Raw genomic sequence first — 23,996 nt, forward strand, 5'->3', positions numbered from 1 at the left:
CTGAAATGATGCCAATTTGTTAACTCTGATTGGGGGCGTTCAATTAATTTTCAAAAAATACCAGTCTGTTTAATTGGTTACGATTTTGTGGTGAATAAGTAAACAGGGTTTGGATTTTAATTAGTCGTTAAAACTTATATAGTGGGGAGCACCCTACGGGGTGTCCCGCAAGGACGATCGCCGCGAGCGTGGGCGAACCCCAAAAAAAGACCAAAGAGGAATTAGTCGTGCTTGAAACATACCGTAAACACGTCGCAGAACGTGCCGCCGAGGGCGTGGTTGCCAAACCTCTGGATGCAGAGCAGGTCGCCGCCCTGGTAACGCTTCTCAAGAACCCGCCCGCTGGCGAAGAAGACTTTCTGAAAGAGCTGTTGTCCTCCCGTATTCCCCCCGGTGTTGATGAAGCGGCCTATGTCAAAGCCGGTTTCCTCACCGCCGTCGCCAAGGGCGAAGCCCACTCTCCCATCCTGACTGCAGCCGAAGCCGTTGAGCTGCTGGGCACCATGCAGGGTGGTTACAACATTCAGCCGCTGATTGACCTGCTGGATCACGCCACTTTGGCGCCGCTTGCCGCCAAGGGGCTCTCCCACACCCTGCTGATGTTTGACTCCTTCCATGACGTGGAAGAGAAGGCCAAGGCGGGCAATGTCCACGCCAAACAGGTGATGCAGTCCTGGGCTGATGCCGAGTGGTTCCTCTCCCGCCCGGAGTTGGCCGAGAAGATCACTGTCACCGTGTTCAAGGTGACCGGCGAAACCAACACCGACGACCTCTCTCCGGCACCGGACGCCTGGTCCCGCCCGGACATTCCGCTGCACGCGCTGGCGATGCTGAAAAACGCTCGTCCCGGCATTACCCCGGACAAGGATGGCGCCGTCGGCCCCATCAAGACCATCGATGCCCTGAAAGAGAAAGGCTTCCCGCTGGCCTATGTGGGTGACGTGGTCGGTACCGGCTCTTCCCGTAAATCCGCCACCAACTCGGTGCTCTGGTTTATGGGCGACGACATTCCGTTCGTGCCGAACAAGCGCGCTGGCGGTGTCTGTCTGGGTGGCAAGATTGCCCCGATCTTCTTCAACACCATGGAAGATGCCGGCGCACTGCCCATCGAAGTGGACGTCTCCAAGCTGGAGATGGGCGATGTGATCGACATCTACCCCTATGCCGGCAAGATCTGCAAACACGGCACCGACCAGGTGCTGGCGCAGTTTGAATTGAAAACCGACGTACTGATCGACGAAGTACGCGCCGGTGGCCGTATTCCGCTGATCATCGGTCGCGGTCTGACTGACAAGGCCCGCGAAGCGCTGGGTCTGCCGTTCTCCACCGTATTCCGTCGCCCGCAGCCGGTGGCCGATACCGGCAAAGGCTTCACCCTGGCCCAGAAGATGGTGGGCAAGGCGTGTGGCGTGAAAGGCATTCGCCCGGGCACTTACTGCGAGCCCAAGATGACCACGGTCGGCTCCCAGGACACCACGGGCCCGATGACCCGCGACGAGCTCAAAGATCTGGCCTGCCTCGGCTTCTCCGCCGACCTGACCATGCAGTCCTTCTGCCACACCGCGGCCTATCCGAAGCCCATCGACGTGCAGACCCACCACACCCTGCCGGACTTCATCATGAACCGCGGCGGTGTGAGCTTGCGTCCGGGTGACGGCGTCATCCACTCCTGGCTGAACCGCATGCTGCTGCCGGATACCGTGGGTACCGGTGGTGACTCCCACACCCGTTTCCCCATCGGTATCTCCTTCCCGGCGGGCTCCGGTCTGGTGGCCTTCGCCGCCGCCACAGGCGTCATGCCGCTGGATATGCCGGAGTCCGTGCTGGTGCGCTTCAAGGGCGAGCTGCAACCGGGCATCACCCTGCGTGATCTGGTTCATGCCATCCCCTACGCCGCCATCCAGAAAGGGCTGCTGACCGTCGAGAAAGCGGGCAAGAAGAACATCTTCTCCGGCCGCATCCTCGAGATCGAAGGTCTGCCTACCCTGAAGGTAGAGCAAGCATTCGAGCTGGCGGACGCCAGCGCCGAGCGCTCCGCTGCCGGTTGCACCATCAAGCTGGATAAAGAGCCGATTATCGAGTATCTGAAGTCCAACATCGTGATGCTGAAATGGATGCTCTCCGAAGGTTACGGCGACGTACGCACCATCACCCGTCGCATCAAGGGGATGGAAGAGTGGCTGGCCAACCCGACCCTGATGGAAGCGGACAAGGATGCCGAGTACGCCGAAATCATCGAGATCGATCTGGCCACCATCAAGGAGCCGATCCTGTGTGCGCCGAACGATCCGGACGATGCCCGTCTGCTGAGCGACGTGGCTGGTGACAAGATCGACGAAGTGTTCATCGGTTCCTGCATGACCAACATCGGTCACTTCCGTGCCGCCGGCAAACTGCTCGAGAAGTATCAGGGCGAGCTGCCGACCCGCATGTGGATCGCACCACCCACCAAGATGGACAAGGATCAGCTGACCGAAGAGGGCTACTACGGCATCTTTGGTCGCGTCGGTGCCCGCATCGAGATCCCTGGCTGCTCCCTCTGCATGGGCAACCAGGCGCGGGTAGCGGAAGGAGCCTCGGTGGTCTCCACTTCCACCCGTAACTTCCCGAACCGTCTGGGTAAAGGTGCCAACGTCTATCTGGCCTCTGCGGAGCTGGCCGCCGTTGCCGCCATCCTCGGCAAGATCCCGACCGTGGCGGAGTACCTGCAGTACGCCAAGGCGCTCGATGCCACTGCGGCAGATACTTACCGCTACCTCAACTTCAACGAGATCGCCTCCTACACCAAGAAGGCCGATGCGGTGATCCTGCAGCAAGCCGTTTAACGGAGTTCTTGCGCGATTTGCGCAATAAGAAGCCAATAATGCCGCGTATTTACGCGGCATTATTTATTTGTGTGTTATTCACCGTCTTTTTTGAAGATTGTTTGCACGATCCTTGCTAGAGAGATCCAACCACCTGTTTGGTGGTTCGTTTTATAAACGCTTTGGGTTATGTTGTTCGGTTATGTGCGGTAATGATGAGGCATCGTTATCGAGGGAAAGTGGATATCTGTTCACTGGGTGCTTGCGTTGGCAGGCCTGACGAATTGCGGCGTGGTTCTTTATGTTTCTGTTCAGGATCGATCTCTCCCGAACCGGGTTACGCTTCGGCGGTGCCTTGCTGGTCTTTACCTTGCCGCTGCTGGTGGGAGCTTGGCTCATCCACAGCAATTATGTGCAGGAGCTGAAAGCGGAATCCAGCGCCTCGGCCCACAAGGCCAGAACCCTGATGGAGTCGATGCTGGATCATGCGGAGCAGGCCAATCGCTCCGTGCTGCCTCTGGTGAATGCTCCCTGTCGCGACAACCTGCTGGTGCTGCGCAAGAAGGTCGCCATCGAGCCCTTCCTGCGTTCGGTCAATCTGGTGCGAAACGGCATCATCAATTGCACTTCGCTGTTTGGTGAGGCCAATGATGCCGATGACGGCTCCATCTACACCGGCCGCAAGCTGTTGCTGATGCATGGCAACCGGGTGCGGCAAAATCACCCGCTGCTGGTGGTGCGCACCGAGCAGGGCAAGGATGCCGCCTTGAGCGCCATCGACAGTACCCAGCTCAGTTTCATGCTCTCCATGAGCGGAAAATCCAGTGCGCTTTATCTGCAGGTGGGGTCGGCCTGGCTCAATGAGTCTGGCCGCTATCTGAGCGAGGCGCCCACCCTCCATCGCGGGATCAGCCAGGCCCTCACCTCATCCCATTATCCTTTCACCATCCATGCCGGTTATGCCATGCCGGTCTACTGGAAGTCGCTGTGGGCCGCGCGGCATGTGGCGCTGTCGTGGCTGGCTGTTTCCTCGCTTTTGCTGGCTTGGCTGGTGTGGTGGGTACTGGGGCGTCCCGGCTCGCCAACAGATGAATTGCGACGGGCCCTGCGAGCCAGGGAGTTTGTTCCCTACCTGCAGCCGCTGATTGCCAGCCACGACGGCAAGATGATGGGCGCCGAGGTGCTGATGCGCTGGGAGCATGTCAATGAAGGGGTGATCCGGCCCGATCTCTTTATCCCGCAAGCGGAGGAGTCGGGACTGATCGTTCCCATGACCACCCATATCATGAAGCAGGTGGCGACACGGTTGAACCGCTCTCAGGAGCAGTTGCCCGATGGGTTTCATATCAGCTTCAACATCAGCGCCGCCCATTGCCACGATTTTGCCCTGCTGGCCGAGTGTCGCGCCTTCCTCGGGCATTTCCTCCCCGGCAAGGTGGTACTGGTGCTGGAGCTGACCGAGCGGGAGCTGTTGATGTCAGATCCCCAGACCCTCTCCCTGTTCCGCCAGCTGGACGAGATGGGGGTCAAACTCGCCATCGACGACTTTGGTACCGGCCACTCCAGCCTGGCTTACCTGCAACAGTTCCATGTGGATTACCTCAAGATCGACAAATCCTTTATCGCCCGCATCGGTACCGAGTCGCTCTCGGAACATATCGTGGACAACGTGATCGATCTGGCGACCCGGCTCGGTCTGGCGCTGGTGGCGGAAGGGGTGGAGAGCGAGCGTCAGGCTGACTACCTCAGGGCCAAAGGGGTCGATTATTTACAGGGATACCTGTTTGCCCGTCCCATGCCGCTGCGCCAGTTCTGCGAGGAGCTGCTGCCGGAAGAGGCACAAACCCGCCAGCCAGATGGGGTGCGAGGCATCCCGAATGCGACCTGATTTATCGGTGACAGACGGGCGGCCACGCTCCCGTCTGGCAGGGTAGGGGAGTGCTCTCTCCCTATCCCCCCTCGAGTGCAGGGGCTTGTTTTTCATGCCTTGCGGCTCGCTTTTCGGTAGAATCAGCGCTCATTTTGACGTCAGTAAAAGATGAGGCGCGGTATGACGGTTCAGTTCCAGGCATTTCACAGCATCAAGGCGATCGGTAATCGGGAGGTGCTGTTCAACTGGTCTAGAACCAATCCCCTCGGGGCGCTGGATCAGGTGTGGCGCCCGAAAACCCGCGACGAGTTGCAAATGCTGCTGCGGGAACTCCCCGAGCGCAAGCTGCGCCTTATCGGCTCCGGCCTCTCCTTCGAACCCATCCACAGCGTCTATGCCGAGGGCAGTCAGGCGCTGCTGGTGGACTTGCACCACCTGCGCGGCCAGCTGGCGAAAACGGCCGATACCGTGACATATCAGGCGGGGACGCCGCTCGATACCGTTTATGCCGAGCTGATCGCCATGGAGCGGATGCTGCCCGCATCCCCGGGCGTTATCGGCATTCAGACCCTGGGCGGCGCCCTCAGCACCGGCACCCACGGTCAGGGGCTGCACCAGTCTGCCCTCTGCGATGCGGTGGAGGCGATGACGGTGATGCTGGCCAATGGCGACATCATCCGGGTGGATCGCACCGACCCGCGCTTCGGGGCCTTCGTGATGGGGATGGGCATGCTCGGCATACTGCTCGACGTCACCCTGCGCACTGTGCCCAATCGCATTATGCGCTGCACCAAGTTCACCACCGATTACCCCTTCCTCCTGGAGCACAACGAGCGGCTCAACCGTGAGCACGGCTTTGTGAAGAGCTGGTGGTTTGCCTGGACCGGCGAGAGCCACATCTGGCTGGTGGATCCCGCTTCCGATGAGGAGGTGGCCCGTTACCGCGCCGGCGGCAGCGAGCCGCTGCTGCTGGATGGCGATATCGACGCCCGCATGAACGCCACCATTGATGCCACCTTGCAGAAGATGGCGAAAGACACCAAGGATGAGGCGCTGGCTGGCGAGCACTTCGAGACGGTGCGCCGCTTCAAGGATGCCTCCGATCTGGTGGGCAACGTCTACCAAATTCTCTGCAAGGGGATCCCGGCCCCCCAGATCAACTGTGAGGTGGCGGTGCCGCTTCATCGCATGAACGAGGCGCTGGAGACTCTGCAAGCGTGGCAGCAGGCCAATCCGGGCGTACTGCACTACCCCTTTATCCTGCGCTGCACCGGCCCTTCCGAGGCCTGGCTAAGTGCCGCTTACGGCCAGCCGGTCTGCTGGATCGGGTTTCTGGTCTATCTGGCGGCGGACGGCACCTTCGTCAACGGCTCCATGGAGCAGATGCGCGAGCTGCAGCAACTGCTGGCGCCCCTTGGCGGCATTCCCCACTTCGGCAAGCATCTGGCGATGGATCTCTACGACTTCCCGGCCCTGTTGCCACGCTGGAACGACTTCGTGGCGTTGAAAGCCGAGCTCGACCCCCACGGCCGCTTTGAAAACCGCTGGCTCAGCGACCTGTTTGCCAACCGGTAAGGATCTGACATGACCGATATGCAAGATACCCGTATCCCAGTGACCCTGCTGACCGGCTTTCTCGGTAGCGGCAAGACAACGCTGCTCAACCACTGGGTCAAGCAGCCGGAGCTTGGCGAGTGCGCCGTGCTGATCAACGAGTTCGGCTCGGTGGGGCTGGATCACCATCTGGTGCAACAGGTGGATGAGCAGGTGATGCTGCTCGACTCCGGCTGCATCTGCTGCTCGGTGCAGGGCTCGTTGGTGGAGGCGTTGCAGGGGCTCTTTATGAAGGCCATCCAGCGCAAGATCAAACCGTTCAAGCGGCTGATTATCGAGACCACCGGTCTGGCAGATCCTGCTCCCGTGCTCTTTACCCTGCGCGAAGAGGGCTTTATCGCCCAGCGCTACCGCTTCGATGGCACCGTCACCGTGGTGGATGCCGGTCATATCGAGCAGCAGTTGGCGGCCCAGTATGAGGCGGTGAAACAGGTGGCGCTGGCGGATCTGCTGGTGGTGAGCAAGGGGGATCTGGTGGATGGCGAGCAGCTGGCGAGGGTCGAAGCCCAGCTGGCGGCACTCAACCCGGCGGCCCCGATCCAGCAGGTGACCAATGGCGAGCTGTCGCCAGCAGTGCTGGAGAAGCTCGGCGCCTACAACGAAGCGGCGGGGCGCGATGTGCGCCAGCTGCTGGCCTGGCTGCGCACCGAATCCCCCAAGCAGGGGCTGGCGTCACCGATGCAGCCGAAGATGCAACCGTTCGCCGCCAAGGTGGGCACAGCTGCGCCCACCCACTTCGAGCACGGCAACATCGAGAGTTTCTCCCTGCGTATCGGTGAGCCGCTCAAGCCCTCTCGCCTGCTGGCCGCCATCGATGCGGTGCAGGCCCAATACGGCGATGCCCTGCTGCGCCTCAAGGGGATCTTGCAGCTGGAGGGGGAGAGCCAGCCGGTGGTGATCCACGGCGTCCACGGCCAGCTCTATCCGCTGCAGGCGCTGGGCGACTGGCCGGAGGGCAAGGCCCAGTCCCGACTGGTGTTTATCGTGAAAAGTCAGGACAAGGCGGGCATAGAGCGGTTGTTTCTTGATACCCTCAAGGCACCCGAGCCCAGCCTCGAAGAGCAGCTCAAGGCCATGCTTGGCCAGCCGGATGCCTGATGTCTGACATGACCCGCCCGTAACAACGAGAGCGGGTCTTTTTATTCCTGAAGTGGAGGTGGTCTGTTATGGCGGAAGTTTCACTCGGGGTGACCCCGGCCCAGCGCAAGTGGCTGCCCATGCTGGCGGCAGTCGGCTTTTTCATGCAGTCGCTGGATGGCACCATTCTCAACACCGCCCTGCCCAGCATGGCCGAGACGTTGGGGGAGAGCCCGCTGCAGATGCAGTCGGTGATCATTGCCTACATGCTGACGGTGGCGCTGCTGATCCCGGCCTCCGGCTGGCTGGCAGACAGATTCGGCACCCGCCGCATCTATCTGACCGCCATCTCGCTCTTCACGCTCGGCTCGCTCGCCTGTGCCGCCTCCAATTCGCTCTCCATGCTGGTGGCCGCCCGTGTGCTTCAGGGGATTGGCGGTGCGCTGCTGATGCCGGTGGGGCGGTTGGCGGTGCTGCGGGTCTATGACAAGCACGAGCTGCTGCGGGTGATGTCGTTTGTCACCATTCCGGGGCTGCTCGGCCCGTTGATGGGGCCGGCGCTCGGTGGCTGGCTGGTGGAAGTGGCGAGCTGGCACTGGGTGTTTCTCATCAACCTGCCGGTGGGGTTGCTCGGCTTTATCGCCAGCTGGCACTTTATGCCGGAGCTGCGGCAGCAGACCGCCCGGTTCGACTGGCAGGGATTTGTGCTGTTCAGCGTCGGCATGGTACTGGTGTCGGTCGGCTTGCAGGGTTTGGGGGAGCACAGCATCTCCACCGGTTGGGCGCTGTTTGCACTGATCTTCGGCTTGGCGGCGATGGCGAGCTACTGGCTCTATGCCGCCAATGCACCGCAGCCGCTCTTTAGCCTGAACCTGTTCAAGACCGCCACCTTTGCCATCGGCATCTGGGGCAACCTGTTTGCCCGCCTCGGCAGCGGCGCCATGCCCTTCCTCACTCCGCTGTTTCTGCAACTGGGGCTCGGTTTCTCCCCGAGCAAGGCGGGGATGACCATGATCCCCACCGTGATTGGCGCCATGCTGACCAAGACGCTGGTGAACAAGCTTATTCCGAAGGTGGGCTATCGCCGCATCCTGATCGGCAACACCCTGCTACTGGGGGCGATGATCGCCAGCTTCTATTTCATCGACAACCAGCTCCCCTACGGGGTCTTGCTGGGCTGGCTGGCGATCTTCGGCGCCATCAACTCGCTGCAGTTCTCCGCCATGAACACGCTCACGCTGCAAGATCTCAGCCCGACTCTGGCCAGCAGTGGCAACGGTCTGCTCTCGGTGGTGATGCAGCTCTCCATGAGTTTGGGGGTGGCGATTGCCGCCAGCCTGCTCGGGCTCTTCTCGGCGGGTACCTCAGCGGCTAACGGCCAGTGGCTGGCCGGGTTCCACCTTACCTACCTCTGTGTCGGGCTGCTCTCCATGCTGGCGGCGTTGATCTTCGCCCAGCTGGCGCACGATGGGGCTACGCCGTCGGTGCGGGCAGATAGCTGACTTGGCAGGGGAGCTGCGCCAGTACCTCGGCCAGATGCTCGGTCGTCAGCAGAAAGGTCTGCTCCGGGTGGCCCGGGGTCCAGGTGAAGGCGGTGTGGTTGAGCAGTTGCGGGTCCACCAGTAGTGGAATATCGGCACGGGGCAGGAAGGGGCAGACTGCTCCCGGCAGGCAGCCGATCTCCGCCTGCATCTCTTCGGCGGTGCAGATGGAGGGCTTGGCACCGAGCGCGGCCTTGACCGCCTTGTTGTCGAGCCGTCCGTCCCTGTGGGTCAGCAGCAGGGCGAAGCGGCCATCCTTGAACTTGAGAAACAGGGTCTTGCTGAACTCAGCCTGCCAGCCGAGGCGGGCTTTGACCTTTTCATCGGTGGCGTAGTCGAGGATGGGCTCGTGCTCATAGCGCTGGTGGGGCAGTTCGGCCAGTAGCTGGCAGTTGAAATGGTGAATGGTATCGAGTGGCATGGGGTTCTCCTGTAGTGGGCGCTATCCTGCCAGCCTCGCAGGGTCAGGCCCAATGACACTTTCTTATCCGTGATAAGCAACCCTGTCCGTGAAAACAACAAGGACGCCGTGAGGCGCCCTTGCGGATCAGTGATGCTGCAATTCGCACGCTTCCCAGTGAAAGGGAATGGGGCACAGCTGCTGGGAAGCCTTGTCATAGGCTTGCCACAGCTCGCCCATGGAGCGGCCATCGACGGGGTGGCGCAGTTTGGGGGCCAGCTCGGCCAGCGGCCAGAGCACGAAGGCGTTGGTGAGCACTTCACCGCGCGGCAGCACCAGCGGGGTGTCGCAGACCAGATCGCCATAGAGCAGCAGGTCGAGATCCAGGGTGCGCGGGGCGAACTTCTTGGCATCCGGCTCACGGCCGTGGGCGAACTCCATGGCCCGCAGTCGCTGGCAGACGGTGGTCAGCGGCAGATCGGTCTCGGCAGCCGCCACCAGGTTGTAGAAGGGGCGGCCGTTGAAGCCGACCGCCTCGCTCTCGAATACCCGGGAGACCCGCAGCTCACCAAATTCGGCGTGCAGGGCATCGAGCCCGGCACGGATATGGCGATCCCGCTCGATGTTGGAGCCGAGGCTGATATAGATGGTGGTCATCAGTTGCTGCTCGCGGCCGGGGTGCGATGGCGCAGGATCTCGACGCCGACTCCGGCGGCATTGGGCACGGCACCCGGCTTGGTGAGGGTCACCTTGACCCACTGTACCCGCTCGTCGGTCAGAACCAGCATGGCGACCTGCTCGGCCATGGTCTCGACCAGCTCGACCACTTTGCCGCTGACATGCTCGCAAATCTTGTTGGAGAGGTCGGCATAATCCAGTGCCAGATTGATGTCGTCGGTTGCTGCCGCGGGGCGGTTGTCGAACCCCATCTCGAGGTCAAAACGGAGCTTTTGGCGAATGCCCTTCTCCCACTCATATACACCGATGGTGGTCAAAACTTCGAGTCCGCGAATAAACACCTTGTCCATGACTGTACTTCTTCTTTACTCTTGATGGGCTGTGATGACAGCGCAGGGATGCTGGCCGGGCAACAGGCTTGCCGAGGCGCTCTGGGTGGGCATGGGCCCATGCCAGCGTATGTGGCCCGCATCATACCCCATTCATATCGTGGTAAAAACGACCAAGATGACGGCCCTGACGATTTTGATGATTATTCTGGCCTACCTGGGTGGTTCACTATCCAGTGCTGTGCTGGTCTCCCGCTGCAGCGGTCTGCCCGACCCGCGGGATCATGGCTCCCACAATCCGGGGGCAACCAATGTGCTGCGCCTCGGTGGCCGGCTGGCGGCGCTGGTGGTGCTGCTGCTCGATGTGCTCAAGGGCACTGTGCCTGTCTATCTCGCCTGGTATCTGCAGATCAAACCCGTCTACCTCGGCTTTATCGGGGTCGCCGCCTGCCTCGGCCATATGTACCCCATCTTCTTTCATTTTCGTGGTGGCAAAGGGGTGGCGACGGCGCTGGGCACCATGATGCCCATCGGCTTTACCATGGGGGGCGCCGTGATTGGCACCTGGCTGCTGGTGTTGCTGGTGAGCGGCTACTCCTCGCTGGCCTCCATCATTACCGTGCTGCTGACGCCGCTCTTTACCTACCTGCTCAAACCCGAATATACCCTGCCAGTCTCCCTGCTCTCCTGCCTCATCCTGATCCGCCATCACGAGAACATCTCCCGCCTGCTCAAGGGGGAGGAACCCAGAGTCTGGGGGCGAAAAGGCGCGGCCTGTGCCGAAGAAGTGGCAGAAATGGACGATGTTGCGCAAAAAAGAGACGAACGAGACAAAAAGTGAAATTTCCCGTTGACCATCCGCCTTAAAATCCGTTTAATAGCGCCCACGCCCAGATAGCTCAGTCGGTAGAGCAGGGGATTGAAAATCCCCGTGTCGGCGGTTCGATTCCGTCTCTGGGCACCAATTTTGGTGCCATGAAATAAAAAATTTGTTCATGCACAATGGTTTAAAGTGTGCCGGCTTAGCTCAGTAGGTAGAGCAACTGACTTGTAATCAGTAGGTCACCAGTTCGATTCCGGTAGCCGGCACCATTTGCCCAGATAGCTCAGTCGGTAGAGCAGGGGATTGAAAATCCCCGTGTCGGCGGTTCGATTCCGTCTCTGGGCACCAATTACAATTCCTCCTTAGTTCAGTCGGTAGAACGGCGGACTGTTAATCCGTATGTCACTGGTTCAAGTCCAGTAGGAGGAGCCAATTCAAAAAGCCCTTGTCGCAAGACAAGGGCTTTTTTCTATTTGGCGCAGCCATTTTTTAACCATAAAAACAACCACACACGCACAGATGAACCGCAGGATAGATATGGAAAATCATGTAGTTATAGAGTCAAAGGGGCGACTTGCCGCCATTAGGAACTGGATGGAACCCGTGCTGGTACTGCTTATTCTTGGCAGCCTGTTCGGTTACCTCGGCAGCCAGATGGGCCTCTCTGCCATGGTCAACACCCTGTTCAATACCGCCCACCAGCTGCTGCTCAATACAGTGCTCTTTATCATGGGGATCACGGTGCTCTCCGGTGCCCTGAGCCAGCTCTTGAGCGAGTTCGGGGTGATCCGCCTGCTGGAGGTACTGCTGGCCCCGCTGATGAAGCCGGTGTTTCGTTTGCCCGGTCGCACCGCGCTGGCGGCGCTGATGACCTTCTTCTCCGACAACCCGGCGGTGATCAGCCTCGCCAAGGACAGCCGCTTTCGCAAAGGCTTCACCCCGTGGCAACTGGTGTCGCTCACCAACTTCGGCACCGCCTTTGGCATGGGGCTGATCGTGGTCACCTTTATGGCCACCCTGCAACTACCGAGCGGTGAATCCACCGCCAGCGCGGCGCTGATTGGTCTGCTCGGTGCTCTGGTAGGCTCGGTGGTCTCTACCCGACTGATGCAGCGGATGATCCGCCCCTTGGTGGGGGAAGTGCTGAACGATGACGCTATATCGTCCGACGGCCGCAAGGTAGGGGTGACCAAAGAGGCGGCTCCCGGCTGGCTGCGGATCCTCAACTCTCTACTCGATGGCGGCAAATCTGGCGTGGAGCTGGGGATGGCGGTGATCCCCGGGGTGCTGATCATCAGTACCTTCGTGATGCTGCTGACCTTCGGTCCAAGCGACAAGGGCTATACCGGCGAAGCGTTTCAGGGAGTAGCCCTGCTGCCGGTGCTGGCCGCCAAGGTGAGCTGGCTGTTTGACCTGCTGTTTGGCTTCCAGCAGCCGGAGCTGGTCGCCTTCCCGGCTACCTCCCTCGGTGCGGTCGGTGCCGCCATGTCGCTGGTGCCGCCTTTTATTGCCAAAGGGTGGATCACCGGTAACGAGGTCGCGGTGTTTACCGCCATGGGGATGTGCTGGAGTGGCTTCCTGAGCACCCACACCGCCATGCTCGATGCCCTCGGCTATCGCCACCTCACCTCCCGCGCCATCGTCGCCCACACTATCGGTGGCCTGTGCGCCGGTGTGGCGGCGCACCAGCTCTATCTGCTACTGGGCTGAGTCGGGTTCAGACACAAATGCAAAGAGGCTCTTCAGAGCCTCTTTGCATTTGTGGTTGTCAGTTACAGTACCATAAGCCGTTACGGTCTATATCAGGTCTTTGTGGCCAGGGTATGTACGTGGAGCGCTGCGTCACAAAGATGAGTAGATAGGTGTGTTCGTCGACCGGCCATTTCGCTGGTCTTTGCTGCTGAGTTAACGCTCAAGCCAACAGGCACCATGTGACGACCAACAAGGAATCCAAGGGGGTTCTTTGCTACTATCGAGCCTCTTTTCTGTATGGAGATGGTATTCACCTGACAGTTGCCCACAAAAGGGAGTGGTCATACGGCTTCAAACCGGATAACAAAACGGTACCCCTACCGTGTTATCCGGAGTCACCGTATGACCACCAACGAGAAAGTAGCACGTCGCAAACTCAGCCTGCTAGAGCTTGCCAAAGAGCTCAATAATGTCAGCAAAGCCTGCAAGCTCATCGGCTACAGCCGTCAGCAGTTCTACGAAATTCGCCGTAATTACCAGACCTATGGCGCCGAGGGATTGCTCGACAAATTGCCCGTCGGGTTAGCCGAGCAAACTGGTGGCGCTCTGGCCCGCCATCAGCAAGCCGATGGCCAGCACGCTGAACCAGACCAGGGTCGCACTTACCAACAGATAGCCGCTGGCAATGAACAGACCGTCCCGCTGCAACATGCCGGTGGCCAGCAGCAGGATGGCCCAGGCGGGCATGGCGTTGGTGAACGGGATGGCGCCCAGGGGCAGCATCAGCAGCAGGGCGGCCAGCATGATCAGCAGGCCGTTGCAGCGGTTGACCGTGCTGCTGCCGGTCAGCACCAGCAGGCGCGGGCGGATAACGCGATCGACCCGGGCCAGCAGATCCGCCCCCTTGTGCAGGGTCGGCTTGAGCTGGTCGGCAGCGAAGCGGCGCTCCATCAGCATGGCGGGCAGCCAGGGCACCCGATTGAGGGTGATGCCGATCCCGATAAAGAGGATCAGCAGGCCAAACGGGGTGCTGACCCCGGGAATGGAGACCGGCAGCAGGAAGGGGACGGTGAGCAGCACGCAAAACAGCAGCATGCCCTGCTCGCCCACCAGCGCGAGCATCTGGCGCAGGCTGATGTGGCTCTCGTCGATGGCATGCGCGGTGGCCCGCAGGGTATCCGCGAGGGTAGTTTTGGGGTCGTTGAGTTGCGCGGCAACCATTCCCTGATGTCCTTTTGAGTAGTGATAACGGGCCCCGATGACCCGATTTGGCGCCAGCATACGTGGCAGAGGTTAACCGTCGATGAATGGTGGCAGGGGGGGCTTAGCGGTGCCAGTGGGGAGGCTCGGCGGAGGTTCCGGCGAGAGGGAAATCCCGCGATGAAAGTGATCCGGTACAGCTGCCGTTTAGGATGGGCGCAGGATGCCTCTGGTATGCTTTCTGCACAATCACAAAGGGAACAGGGGATGATGATGAAGAGAGCCGGTATAGCGATGATGGGGCTGTTGCTGCCACTGGGGCAGGCCTGGAGTAGCGAGGCCTCGACCACATCCGGTTGGCAGGTGACGCCATTTTTCGGCTACAGCTCAGCCATCGACTTCGAGAAGAGTGACGATGTGGTGCAGCCGGTGCCGCTTTCTGCATCGTTTGATTCACTGCAGGGGCAGAGCTCCGGCAGCTGGGGCCTCTTTATCAGCAAGGAGGTGGATGATCCCGGCATGATTGAGCTGCTCTACAGCCATCAGTCCACCACCCTCTCTCCCGACCTGCCGGATCGCCTGACGGTGGACACCCTGCACTTTGCCGGTGCGCTGACCCTCTCTGACAACCTGATGGCGCCCTACATCGGCGCCGGGATCGGGGTGACCCGCTTTGCCGCCTACGACAGCGAGGTGACCCCTTCCATGTCGCTGGCGCTCGGGGTGCAACCGCGCCTCGCCGAGCATCTGGCCCTGCGGGCCGAGGTGCGCGGTTATGGCTCGCTGGTCAACGACAACAACCAGTTTCTCTGCAACCCGGAGCAGTGCGTGTTCAAGGTGCGCGGGGAGCTGGTAACCCAGTGGCAGGCCAATATCGGTCTTGCCTTCCGCTTTTAGGCGGGGGGATTTTCCCCATGAAACAGGGGCCCTTGGGCCCCTGTTTCAGCAGCAATGTTTCGCCGTGATCGGCAATCCACCGATAGCTCTTTACGCCTCCTTGTTAGTCGGCGTCGCCCATACCGCGCAGTTTCTACCCGCCTCCTTGGCGCCATAAAGCGCCTGATCCACCCGTTTGAATAGCGAGACTGCCGGCTCCCTGGGCTCGCGTACTCCCACTCCCAGGCTGACCGTCATGGTATGGGCCGGGTCGGGGGCTATGGTGCGGGTCGCAGTGAGCAGGGTGTTGGCCAGTTGCTGTAGCTCGGCTTCGTGGGCGACGGGCAGCAGCAGGGCAAACTCTTCACCCCCGACACGGGCCGCCAGCGCACCGGGCGGGCAGTGCTGTTGCAACAGCTCGCCAAACTGCTGCAACACCCGATCCCCGATATCGTGACCGTAGTTGTCATTGATCACCTTGAAGTGATCCAGATCCAGCAGGATGAGGGCGTGGCAAATCCCTTGTTCCAGAAACAGCTGCTGATGAAAGTAGCGCCGGTTTGGCAGCCGGGTCAGATCGTCGAACAGCGCCTGCTGTCTGAGCTGGGTATTGATGTGGAAGAGGTGGTGCATGGTGCTCAGGATACCGATGCTGCTGAGCAGGATGCCGCTGGAGCGCAGCAGATCCTCGGCATAGATGGCGAGCCAGAGTGGCTGCGCCACCAGTTCATCCATGATGTCGGCTGTGGCCCCCATGATCCACAACATCAGACCGCAGGAGAGCATGCGGTAGGTGTGGGTGGGCAGGTGGGCGCACTGCACCACCCAGAACAGGAACAGCATGGTGAGCCAGTTGATCACCTCGAAGCCAAAGCTGACGGCGTAAAAGCGCTCGTAGGGGAAGTGGGGCAGCAGCAACAGATGAAGGGCCATGATGGCCAGCATCACTATCCCCAGCAGCGCGATGTGGGCGCGATGCTCCCGGTCGAGATGACGGTAGTGGGAGAGGCTGATGTCGAGACGATCGAACTGCATGGTGTTCCTCGGATTGGGCCTGCCATCAGGTTGCAAACAAGGGGCTGTGTAATGGCATGCCGTGGTCGGATAACAGGAAACGGCTGGTCTGTCAGTGTAAACGAGCGGGCCTGCAGCGCGCGATATCGATGACGTCAGCTTGTGGGCTGGCTCAGGGTTTGCGCACTTCTGGTGCGTGACGTATCGCCTGCCCTGCGACAGGGCGACCCTGGGCAGGTTAGCGCAGCTCATGCGCCAAATTGGTGCATTGATGATACGTGTTCCTATTAATACCTTGATTTTAAAGAATTTAAATTTGTGGCCCGCTTTATGCTTTTTACATGTCAGACGGTCTCTTGCGGTCATCGACGGCAGATGCAGTGATGAGGAAGTGGCAAGAGGCATCCCCGTGCCGGGCGCGGGTGTGATTCTGGCGGGTTGCAGCAACACCTTGCGGTTCGCCACAGATTCAATCAGGGAAACGGAGCCGGTCTTGTACCGGTACGACAGGGAAGGAGAGTGCTCTATGGTCAAAAAATGGATGATGGCGGGTCTGACGATGTTGCCTGCCTTGCTGGTTACCCCAAGTTGGGCCGAAGAGGTCGCTCAGGTACAGGCGGCGGTGGCACCGGTTGCCGCCATGACAATCAACAAGGGTGACAACACCTGGATGCTGCTCTCGGCGGCGCTGGTGATCCTGATGTCGATCCCCGGTCTGGCCCTCTTCTACGGTGGTTTGGTGCGGGCCAAAAACATGCTGAGTGTGCTGATGCAGGTCTTTACCCTGTTCTGCCTTATCTGCGTGCTCTGGGTGATCTACGGCTATTCGCTGGCCTTTACCGAGGGGGGAAATTTCTACGGCTCCTTCAGCAAGGTGCTGCTCAAGGGGGTGACCCCTGACTCCATCGCTGCCACCTTCAGCAAAGGTGTCGGGATCAGCGAGCTGATCTATGTGGTGTTCCAGGGGGCCTTTGCCGCCATCACCTGCGGCCTTATCGTGGGGGCGTTCGCCGAGCGCATCAAGTTCGCTGCCGTGCTGCTCTTCTCGGTGATCTGGTTCACCTTCGCCTACATCCCGCTGGCTCATATGGTGTGGTACTGGGCGGGTCCGGATGCCTATACCAGCGCCGAGGCTGCGGCCACAGCGACCGCCACTGCCGGCTATCTGTTCCAGCATGGTGCGCTGGACTTTGCAGGCGGCACAGTGGTGCACATCAACGCCGCCGTGGCGGGTCTGGTGGGTGCCTATCTGGTGGGCAAGCGTCTGGGCTACGGTCGTGATCCCATGACCCCCCACAGCCTGACCATGACCATGATCGGTGCCTCCCTGCTCTGGTTCGGCTGGTTCGGTTTCAACGCGGGCTCCGCGCTGGAAGCCAACGGTATCGCCGCACTCGCCTTTATCAACACCTGGGTGGCACCGGCTGCGGCAGCTCTCTCATGGACGCTGGCCGAGTGGGTGATGAAGGGACGTCCCTCCCTGCTGGGTGCGGCATCCGGTGCGGTGTCCGGTCTGGTGGTGATCACTCCGGCAGCCGGTTTCGTCGGTGTGGGCGGTGGTCTGGTGATGGGCCTTATCAGTGGCGTGGCGGGTCTGTGGGGCGTCCACGGTCTCAAGCGCCTGCTGGGGGCCGATGACAGTCTGGACGTGTTTGGCGTACACGGGGTGTGCGGCATTCTCGGTGCTCTGCTGACCGGCGTCTTTGCCAGCCCGGATCTGGGCGGCACCGGGGTGTGGGACTATGTCACCAATCAGGTGGCCGAGGGGTACTCCATCCTTGGACAAGTGAAGATCCAGGCCATCGGGGTCGGTGTCACTCTGCTCTGGTCCGGTGCCGTGGCGGCGATTGCCTTCAAGGCGGTCGACATGCTGGTGGGTCTGCGGGTGAATGGCGATGCCGAGCGGGAAGGGCTGGATGTCACCTCCCACGGCGAGAAGGCTTACAGCATGTAAGCCCGAATGTCAGACAACAAAAAACCGCCGGGATCGGCGGTTTTTTATGACTCTAAAGCTGCAAAGCCTGAGTTCACACGCTTAGTTCACGACGGCCACGTTGATGCTGCCATTGCCCTGGGTCATGCGAACGCGCGCGCCCGGGGTGAAGGTGGGGCTGGCTTTCTGCACGACCACGATGGCTTCGCCGTTCTCTTTCTTGATCTCCAGCTCGACGCCGTCGACCTGATTCATCTTGTTGCCGATGGCGTTACCTGCCGCTGCACCGGCGATGGCGCCGCCTGCGGCTGCGATGTCGCGTCCGGTGCCGCCACCCACAGTGCTGCCCAGCAGGCCGCCGACTACGGCGCCGCCAATGGTGCCAATCAGGGAGTTCTCATCGGCCTGGATCTTCACCGGGCGGGTGGAGATGATGGTGCCGTAGCTGACGGTCTGCACCTGTTTGGCGCGGTCTTTGGTGTAAACATCGCCAGAGTAAACGTCACTGTTGGCGCATCCGGTGATGGTGGTCGCTGCCAGCAGGGCAATAAGGGTCATACGCTTCAACATGGTGGGCCTCCTGGGCTGCACGTAATTTGAACAATCCGGTTGATGAGTGAACTTTACTCCAACCCCGTCACACATGAAATCGGCAAAATGTAACCAATTATGCGTTCTGTAACCGGTTTTGTCCTTGAATCGCAGCTGTACCGGAGAGGGTTTTAACCAGCAGCAGACGGTCTTCTCCGGGGCCGAAATAGTCGGCTACTTCCGCCTGCAATGTGTAACCGAGCCGGTAGTAGAGGCGCTGGGCCGGATTGGCCGGATCGACCGTGAGCCGCAGTTCGCTGATCTGCAGCGCCTGCTGGTTGGCCTCCATCTGGCGCATCATTCGCTCGGCCAGACCAAAACCGCGCGCCTCGGGCAGCACCGCCAGCGAGAGCACCCAGCCTTGCGACCGCTCCTGACCAAATCCCCCCAGCACATACCCCACCAGCTGCCCCTCGTATTCGGCCACCAGCAACAACTCGGGCCACAAATCCATCGCCTGACGGAAGAAGAAGGCGGGATAGACATCTTCGCCAAACACCTTGGCATCGATCTGCCAGATGGCGTGCATGTCATTGTGGGTAGCGGTGCGTAGCAGGGGCGGGTTGTGGTGCATCAGGACTCCATCGGCAGCAAACGGATCGGCAACGCCGCTGACCTTGGGGTCAACGGCAAAAAAGGAGTCATAGGGTAGTGGTCATCCCCTGCCGGATGCAAGGGATTGGCGGTTATGGCGGCAGGGGGCGGCTCTGGGGTAGTTTGGGGGCCTTGCGCAAGCCGTCGAGCAGGTGGCGAAGGGTGAGCCAGGGGTGGCGCAGCAACATGCGCGGGCCGCTTCACTTCATCACCTGCTGGATCTGTTTGCGCATCGCCGGTGCGTAGCAGTGGATATTGCAGTTGGCGCAGGTGGGTTTGTGGCCGTGGCCATAACGGCAGCGGCGCAGGCGCTGATGGGCGAAATCCCGCAACTGGCGACAGTGGCGGCAATGGGGATCCTGATGATGGTGCTGGCAGTAGAGGCGGATCATGGCGCTGACCGTCTGCTGCTCGCGCATGAGTCTGGGATGGTCACTCGCCTTTTTGCTGGCTGCGGCGTGTGAGCCCCGGGCTGGGCTGGCATGATGACTTTTCATGGCCGCCATTCTCCTGACCTGCTCGCTTTGGGTGTTGATACAGGTCAAAAGGGGGGATAAAAAACAGGGCCCGCAGGCCCTGTGTCATCAGATGAGGCTGGTTGCCTGCTCCAGCCAGGCGAGATCCTCGCCTTCGAGCAGCGGGCTCAGGCGGCGGAACACCTCGACATGGTATTCGTTGATCCAGCGGAATTCGGCCGGGCTCAGCAGGCTGCGGTCGATCAGGCGGGTATCGAACGGCACGTAGGTCAGACGCTCGAAGCCCAGCATCGGCAGCTCGCCAACCTGTTCCAGCTCGGTCACGACTACCAGGTTCTCGCAGCGGATGCCAAAGCCATCTTCACGGTAGTAGCCCGGCTCGTTGGAGAGCACCATGCCCGGTTGCAGGGCAACCATGCTCCCTTTCGGCGCGATGCGCTGGGGGCCTTCATGCACGCTTAGGAAGTGGCCGACGCCGTGACCGGTGCCGTGGTCGTAGTTGTAACCGGCCTGCCACAGCGGCATGCGGGCCAGTACGTCGAGCTGGATGCCGGCGGTGCCGCGGGGGAAGCGGGCCTGATCCAGCGCTATATGGCCCTGCAGTACCCGGGTAAACATCGCTTTCTGCTCGTCGCTCACCTCACCCACCTTGATGGTGCGGGTGATGTCGGTGGTGCCATCCATATACTGGGCGCCGGAGTCCAGCAGATAGAGGCTGTCCTGACCAAACGCGCGCGGGGTGCCATTGGTGTGGTGGTAGTGGCACATGGCGGCGTTGGGGCCGAGCGCGGAGATGGTATCGAAGCTCGGCTCGACGTAGTGCTCCTGCTCGCGGCGGAACGCTTCCACCTGATCGGCCAGGGTGCCTTCATCCACCCCCTCGAACTCGCCGGAGGCGACCAGCCGATCCAGCCAGGCGAGGAAGCGGGTCATGGCCACACCATCACGCAGGTGAGCGGCACGCATACCGGTCAGCTCGATTTCGTTCTTGCACGCTTTCGGCAGCATGGTGGGGTCTTGGCCAGCCACCAGAATGGCACCCGCCTCTTCCATGACGAGCTGGGTCCAGGCGTTGGCGCTGTCCGGATCGGCCAGCACCTTCTGCTGATCTTCACCGATGCGCTGCAGCACGTCGCCCAGCTTGTCGATGGGGTAGACGGAGACATCCTGCCCAACGTGTTGGGTAAAGGCGAAGCAGTCAATTTTGTCGGTATCGACGAAGAAATCCATGCTGGTGTTGGCGTAGAGCACCGCAAAGCCCAGCACCACCGGCAACCGGTCGATGTCGCGGCCGCGCAGGTTGAGCAGCCAGTTGATGGGCTCGGCCTGGGTCAGCAGCACTGCATCCAGCCCGCGCTTGCGCAGGTCGGCCGCAAGCTGTTCACGTTTGGACTGGCTGGACTGGCCTGCCAGCTCCTCGCTGTAGAGGATGACCGGGCTCTTGGTCGGCTCCGGGCGATCGCTCCAGTTCAGGTCGATGGGGTTCTGCTCGACGCGGATCAGCTCGATACCGCGGTCGGCCAGCACGGCCTTGGCATTCTTGTACCAGGTCAGGCTGTGCAGGCGGGCATCGAAGCCAACCCGGGAGCCTGACGGCAGTTGCTCGGCCAGCCACTGCACATGAGGATTTTCAATGAGGTGGAGGAATTCGAACAGTTCGGCGGGGGTTTGCATCCGCGCCTGCACCGTATAGCGACCATCGACAAAGAGGGCTGCCCGCTGGGCCATGATGATGGCGACCCCGGCAGAGCCGTTGAAACCGGTGATCCAGTCAAGCCGCTCGGCATAGGCGGGGATGTACTCGCCGAGGTGCTCATCATCGTGGGGGACGATAAATGCGTCCAACTCCTGCATGGCCAGCTCGGCCCTGACTTGGGCGACGCGGGTTTCAATTATCTCGAAATTATTCATGTCGTTAGTGCCAGATGGTTGCTATATGAGTGTTCAGTTTTTATGGCCGCTGGCCAGGATCCGCTTGATCGACTGACCTGCCGCTTCGATATGCTGCCTGAGCAGCACCACCGCCTCGTGCTTGCGCCGGGCGCGGCACAGTTCCAGCAATTGGGCGTGTTCACGCTCCGCCTTGTCCACCCCGTCGCTGGCAAACAGCAGCTCGAAGCGGACATAGCGGTCACAGCTCAGATTGATCTGGGCGATCAGTTCAAGTGCCTGGGGGCGACCGGCTGCCTGATAGAGGGTGGCGTGAAAGCTGTGGTTCAACTCGGCCCAATGTTCGATCTGGGTGCCTGACTCCAGGGCGTGATCAAACTGGGCGAGGATCGCCTCCGCTTGCGCGAAGGTGGCTTCCGTCATCTTGTCGACGGCGTGAAACAGGGTATCGGCTTCCAGCAGCGCTCGCAAATAAAAGAGCTCTTCAATGGCCGAGGCGTCCAGCATGGTGACCACGGCGCCGCGATGGGCTTCGAACTTCACCAGCCCCTGCGCTTCCAATTGCATCAGGGCTTCGCGCACCGGGATGCGGCTCACGGCCAGCTCTTTGGCGATGGCATCCTGACGCAAGGGGGCGCCAGCGGGGAACTCCCCACGGAGGATCCGGCCACGGAGGTTTTCCATCACCATCTGGGTTCGGGTCTTGTAGGGTGGGGTCATGGTCGGGTCACGATTGGGCGTTACAGAATTGTATATTGTATAAAGTTTGGCTGAATCTAACCTGTCACAACAGGCAAAGGCAAGGTTTTGGCCCCTTTAATGGGAGCGATGGCGGCGTTCGGGGCTCCACAAAAACAAAAATGCCGGTCAGCGTGGCTGACCGGCATGATGTCACTGATACGAAGCGAGCCTGTTACAGCTGCGGGCCTGCCGCAACCAGACGTTTGCCTTCGTCGTTATCGGTGAAGCGCTCGAAGTTCTTGATGAAACGGCCTGCCAGATCGACGGCCTTGGCATCCCACTCGGCCTTGTCGGCGTAAGTGTCGCGTGGGTCGAGGATCGCCGGGTTCACATCGTGCAGCGCGGTCGGGATCTCCAGATTGAAGATCGGCAGAACCTTGGTCTCGGCCTTCTCGATGGAGCCATCCAGGATGGCGTCGATGATGGCGCGGGTATCCTTGATGGAGATGCGCTTGCCGGTGCCGTTCCAGCCGGTGTTGACCAGATAGGCCTCTGCACCTGCCGCTTCCATCCGTTTTACCAGCTCCTGACCGTACTTGGTCGGGTGCAGGGAGAGGAAGGCTGCGCCGAAGCAGGAGGAGAAGGTCGGAGTCGGCTCTGTGATGCCGCGCTCGGTACCGGCCAGTTTGGCGGTGAAGCCAGAGAGGAAGTGGTACTTGGTCTGCTCCTTGGTCAGCTTGGAGACCGGAGGCAGCACGCCGAAGGCGTCGGCAGTCAGGAAGATCACCTTGGTGGCGTGACCTGCCTTGGAGACCGGCTTGACGATGTTGTCGATGTGATAGATGGGGTAGGAGACGCGGGTATTCTCGGTCTTGGAGCCATCATCGAAGTCGATGGTGCCATCGGCAGCAACGGTCACGTTCTCCAGCAGCGCATCGCGACGGATGGCGTGGTAGATGTCCGGCTCAGCCTCTTCGGAGAGCTTGATGGTCTTGGCGTAGCAGCCCCCTTCGAAGTTGAACACGCCGTGGTCATCCCAGCCGTGCTCGTCATCGCCGATCAGCTGACGCTTGGGATCGGTGGAGAGGGTGGTCTTGCCGGTGCCGGAGAGGCCGAAGAAGATGGCGACGTCGCCGTCCTGACCCACGTTGGCGGAGCAGTGCATGGAGGCAATGCCGCGCAGGGGCAGGAAGTAGTTCATCATGGAGAACATGCCCTTCTTCATCTCGCCACCGTACCAGGTGCCACCGATGAGCTGCATCTTCTCGGTCATGTTAAAGGCAACAAAGTTCTCGGAGTTGAGACCCTGCTCCTTCCAGTTCGGGTTGGTGCACTTGGCACCGTTCATCACCACGAAGTCAGGCTTGAAGGTTTTCAGCTCTTCATCGCTCGGACGGATGAACATGTTTTTCACGAAGTGTGCCTGCCAGGCCACCTCGGTGATGATACGCACGGCCAGGCGGGTATCCGGGTTGGCACCGCAGAAACCGTCGACCACAAACAGGCGCTTGCCGGAGAGCTGTTTGGTGACCAGCCCTTTCAGATGTGACCACACTTCCGGGGTAATGGCTTTGTTATCGTTTTTACCCTGGTCAGACCACCACACAGTATCCTGGGTAGTGGCATCTTTGACGATATATTTATCTTTCGGGGAGCGACCGGTGAAGATACCGGTGTTGACGTTGACGGCGCCCAGCTCGGTCACCACACCGCGCTCGAACCCTTCCAGGTCAGGGCGTGTCTCTTCGGCGAAAAGCTGCTCGTAAGAGGGGTTGCGAACGATTTCTTGGCTGTTTTTGATGCCGTACTGGTCCAGTCCTAATTGTTGGGCCAGGGTGGGTTCTGCCACGATTGTCATTGTATTCTCCTGGGTTCAGAGGTTGGTAGGGTTCTATCTGACGGTCATCCTATCA

The 23,996-nt window shown here is 60.6% G+C and carries 19 protein-coding genes, 4 tRNA genes and 2 pseudogenes; 14 read left to right on the top strand and 11 right to left on the bottom strand.

Annotated features, from left to right (window positions below):
• Positions 1 to 227: 227 nt before the first annotated feature.
• The 5 genes from acnB to mdtD all read left to right on the top strand — a co-directional run bounded on the left by acnB (position 228) and on the right by mdtD (position 8,867).
• Positions 228 to 2,825, top strand: a complete 2,598-nt coding sequence (gene acnB, locus ACTG2W_RS15370; RefSeq protein WP_139460945.1) for a bifunctional aconitate hydratase 2/2-methylisocitrate dehydratase — start codon at positions 228 to 230, stop codon at positions 2,823 to 2,825.
• Positions 2,826 to 3,105: 280 nt separating this feature from the next.
• Positions 3,106 to 4,692 (top strand): EAL domain-containing protein, encoded by a 1,587-nt coding sequence (locus ACTG2W_RS15375; RefSeq protein ID WP_335836901.1) that lies wholly within the window; start codon positions 3,106 to 3,108, stop codon positions 4,690 to 4,692.
• A 162-nt stretch (positions 4,693 to 4,854) separates the two neighbouring features.
• On the top strand, positions 4,855 to 6,249 hold the full coding sequence (locus ACTG2W_RS15380; protein ID WP_335836902.1) for a D-arabinono-1,4-lactone oxidase: 1,395 nt from the start codon (positions 4,855 to 4,857) through the stop codon (positions 6,247 to 6,249).
• A 9-nt stretch (positions 6,250 to 6,258) separates the two neighbouring features.
• Positions 6,259 to 7,386: a CobW family GTP-binding protein gene (locus tag ACTG2W_RS15385; RefSeq protein WP_181281618.1), complete on the top strand. Its 1,128-nt coding sequence runs from the start codon at positions 6,259 to 6,261 to the stop codon at positions 7,384 to 7,386.
• Positions 7,387 to 7,454: 68 nt separating this feature from the next.
• Positions 7,455 to 8,867 carry a multidrug transporter subunit MdtD gene (gene mdtD, locus ACTG2W_RS15390; RefSeq protein ID WP_128834308.1) on the top strand — a complete coding sequence of 471 codons (1,413 nt, stop codon included), beginning with the start codon at positions 7,455 to 7,457 and terminating at the stop codon, positions 8,865 to 8,867.
• Here the strand turns inward: mdtD and ACTG2W_RS15395 are convergent.
• The 3 genes from ACTG2W_RS15395 to folB all read right to left on the bottom strand — a co-directional run bounded on the left by ACTG2W_RS15395 (position 8,839) and on the right by folB (position 10,334).
• Positions 8,839 to 9,327 (bottom strand): YbaK/EbsC family protein, encoded by a 489-nt coding sequence (locus tag ACTG2W_RS15395; RefSeq protein WP_128834307.1) that lies wholly within the window; start codon positions 9,325 to 9,327, stop codon positions 8,839 to 8,841. The two genes, mdtD and ACTG2W_RS15395, sit on opposite strands and share 29 nt — an antisense overlap.
• Positions 9,328 to 9,453: 126 nt before the next feature.
• Positions 9,454 to 9,963, bottom strand: a complete 510-nt coding sequence (gene folK / locus ACTG2W_RS15400) for a 2-amino-4-hydroxy-6-hydroxymethyldihydropteridine diphosphokinase (protein WP_128834305.1) — start codon at positions 9,961 to 9,963, stop codon at positions 9,454 to 9,456.
• Complete coding sequence (gene folB / locus ACTG2W_RS15405; protein WP_040068960.1) at positions 9,963 to 10,334, bottom strand: dihydroneopterin aldolase; 372 nt, start codon at positions 10,332 to 10,334, stop codon at positions 9,963 to 9,965. The genes folK and folB overlap by 1 nt, the downstream gene beginning before the upstream one ends.
• Before the next feature lie 157 nt (positions 10,335 to 10,491).
• On the opposite strand from folB, the gene plsY reads away from it, so the two are divergent.
• The 7 genes and pseudogenes from plsY to ACTG2W_RS15440 form a co-directional block, all read left to right on the top strand.
• The gene (gene plsY / locus ACTG2W_RS15410; RefSeq protein ID WP_139428311.1) at positions 10,492 to 11,154 is read left to right on the top strand and encodes a glycerol-3-phosphate 1-O-acyltransferase PlsY; all 663 of its coding nucleotides are present in this window, start codon (positions 10,492 to 10,494) and stop codon (positions 11,152 to 11,154) included.
• Positions 11,155 to 11,201: 47 nt separating this feature from the next.
• Positions 11,202 to 11,277, top strand: a tRNA-Phe gene (locus ACTG2W_RS15415).
• Positions 11,278 to 11,329: 52 nt separating this feature from the next.
• A tRNA-Thr gene (locus tag ACTG2W_RS15420) sits at positions 11,330 to 11,405 on the top strand.
• A 3-nt stretch (positions 11,406 to 11,408) separates the two neighbouring features.
• Positions 11,409 to 11,484: transfer RNA gene (locus ACTG2W_RS15425), tRNA-Phe, on the top strand.
• Between the two features lie 8 nt (positions 11,485 to 11,492).
• Positions 11,493 to 11,568, top strand: a tRNA-Asn gene (locus ACTG2W_RS15430).
• Between the two features lie 105 nt (positions 11,569 to 11,673).
• Positions 11,674 to 12,846, top strand: a complete 1,173-nt coding sequence (locus tag ACTG2W_RS15435; RefSeq protein ID WP_106843520.1) for a CD0519/CD1768 family membrane protein — start codon at positions 11,674 to 11,676, stop codon at positions 12,844 to 12,846.
• Between the two features lie 384 nt (positions 12,847 to 13,230).
• Positions 13,231 to 13,404 (top strand): annotated as a pseudogene (locus ACTG2W_RS15440) (helix-turn-helix domain-containing protein); the annotation flags it as partial.
• Positions 13,405 to 13,410: 6 nt separating this feature from the next.
• On the opposite strand, the gene ACTG2W_RS15445 reads toward ACTG2W_RS15440, so the two are convergent.
• Positions 13,411 to 14,049 carry an exopolysaccharide biosynthesis protein gene (locus ACTG2W_RS15445; protein ID WP_181281619.1) on the bottom strand — a complete coding sequence of 213 codons (639 nt, stop codon included), beginning with the start codon at positions 14,047 to 14,049 and terminating at the stop codon, positions 13,411 to 13,413.
• Between the two features lie 252 nt (positions 14,050 to 14,301).
• Between ACTG2W_RS15445 and ACTG2W_RS15450 the strand changes: the two genes are divergently transcribed.
• On the top strand, positions 14,302 to 14,925 hold the full coding sequence (locus ACTG2W_RS15450; RefSeq protein WP_106843562.1) for an outer membrane beta-barrel protein: 624 nt from the start codon (positions 14,302 to 14,304) through the stop codon (positions 14,923 to 14,925).
• Positions 14,926 to 15,015: 90 nt separating this feature from the next.
• Here ACTG2W_RS15450 and ACTG2W_RS15455 read toward each other — a convergent pair whose 3' ends face one another.
• Positions 15,016 to 15,939, bottom strand: a complete 924-nt coding sequence (locus ACTG2W_RS15455; protein WP_106843522.1) for a GGDEF domain-containing protein — start codon at positions 15,937 to 15,939, stop codon at positions 15,016 to 15,018.
• A 505-nt stretch (positions 15,940 to 16,444) separates the two neighbouring features.
• On the opposite strand from ACTG2W_RS15455, the gene amt reads away from it, so the two are divergent.
• A complete protein-coding gene (amt, locus tag ACTG2W_RS15460; RefSeq protein WP_106843523.1) occupies positions 16,445 to 17,872 on the top strand; it encodes an ammonium transporter in 1,428 nt (475 codons plus the stop codon).
• Positions 17,873 to 17,953: 81 nt separating this feature from the next.
• On the opposite strand, the gene ACTG2W_RS15465 is transcribed toward amt, so the two are convergent.
• From ACTG2W_RS15465 to pckA, 6 genes and pseudogenes are all read right to left on the bottom strand, one after another.
• Complete coding sequence (locus tag ACTG2W_RS15465; protein ID WP_005340126.1) at positions 17,954 to 18,421, bottom strand: glycine zipper 2TM domain-containing protein; 468 nt, start codon at positions 18,419 to 18,421, stop codon at positions 17,954 to 17,956.
• 97 nt (positions 18,422 to 18,518) lie between these two features.
• Entirely contained in the window at positions 18,519 to 19,016 is a 498-nt protein-coding gene (locus ACTG2W_RS15470; RefSeq protein ID WP_005340127.1) for a GNAT family N-acetyltransferase, read from the bottom strand.
• 112 nt (positions 19,017 to 19,128) lie between these two features.
• Positions 19,129 to 19,533, bottom strand: a pseudogene (locus ACTG2W_RS15475) (nitrous oxide-stimulated promoter family protein).
• An 87-nt stretch (positions 19,534 to 19,620) separates the two neighbouring features.
• Positions 19,621 to 21,423: an aminopeptidase P family protein gene (locus ACTG2W_RS15480; RefSeq protein ID WP_005355029.1), complete on the bottom strand. Its 1,803-nt coding sequence runs from the start codon at positions 21,421 to 21,423 to the stop codon at positions 19,621 to 19,623.
• A gap of 33 nt (positions 21,424 to 21,456) precedes the next feature.
• A complete protein-coding gene (locus tag ACTG2W_RS15485; RefSeq protein WP_005340138.1) occupies positions 21,457 to 22,122 on the bottom strand; it encodes a GntR family transcriptional regulator in 666 nt (221 codons plus the stop codon).
• Positions 22,123 to 22,315: 193 nt separating this feature from the next.
• Positions 22,316 to 23,941 (bottom strand): phosphoenolpyruvate carboxykinase (ATP), encoded by a 1,626-nt coding sequence (gene pckA / locus ACTG2W_RS15490; RefSeq protein WP_005340139.1) that lies wholly within the window; start codon positions 23,939 to 23,941, stop codon positions 22,316 to 22,318.
• Positions 23,942 to 23,996: the final 55 nt, after the last annotated feature.

Origin of the sequence: Aeromonas sp. 96A (assembly GCF_051919165.1) — a bacterium.
Taxonomy (GTDB): domain Bacteria; phylum Pseudomonadota; class Gammaproteobacteria; order Enterobacterales; family Aeromonadaceae; genus Aeromonas; species Aeromonas veronii.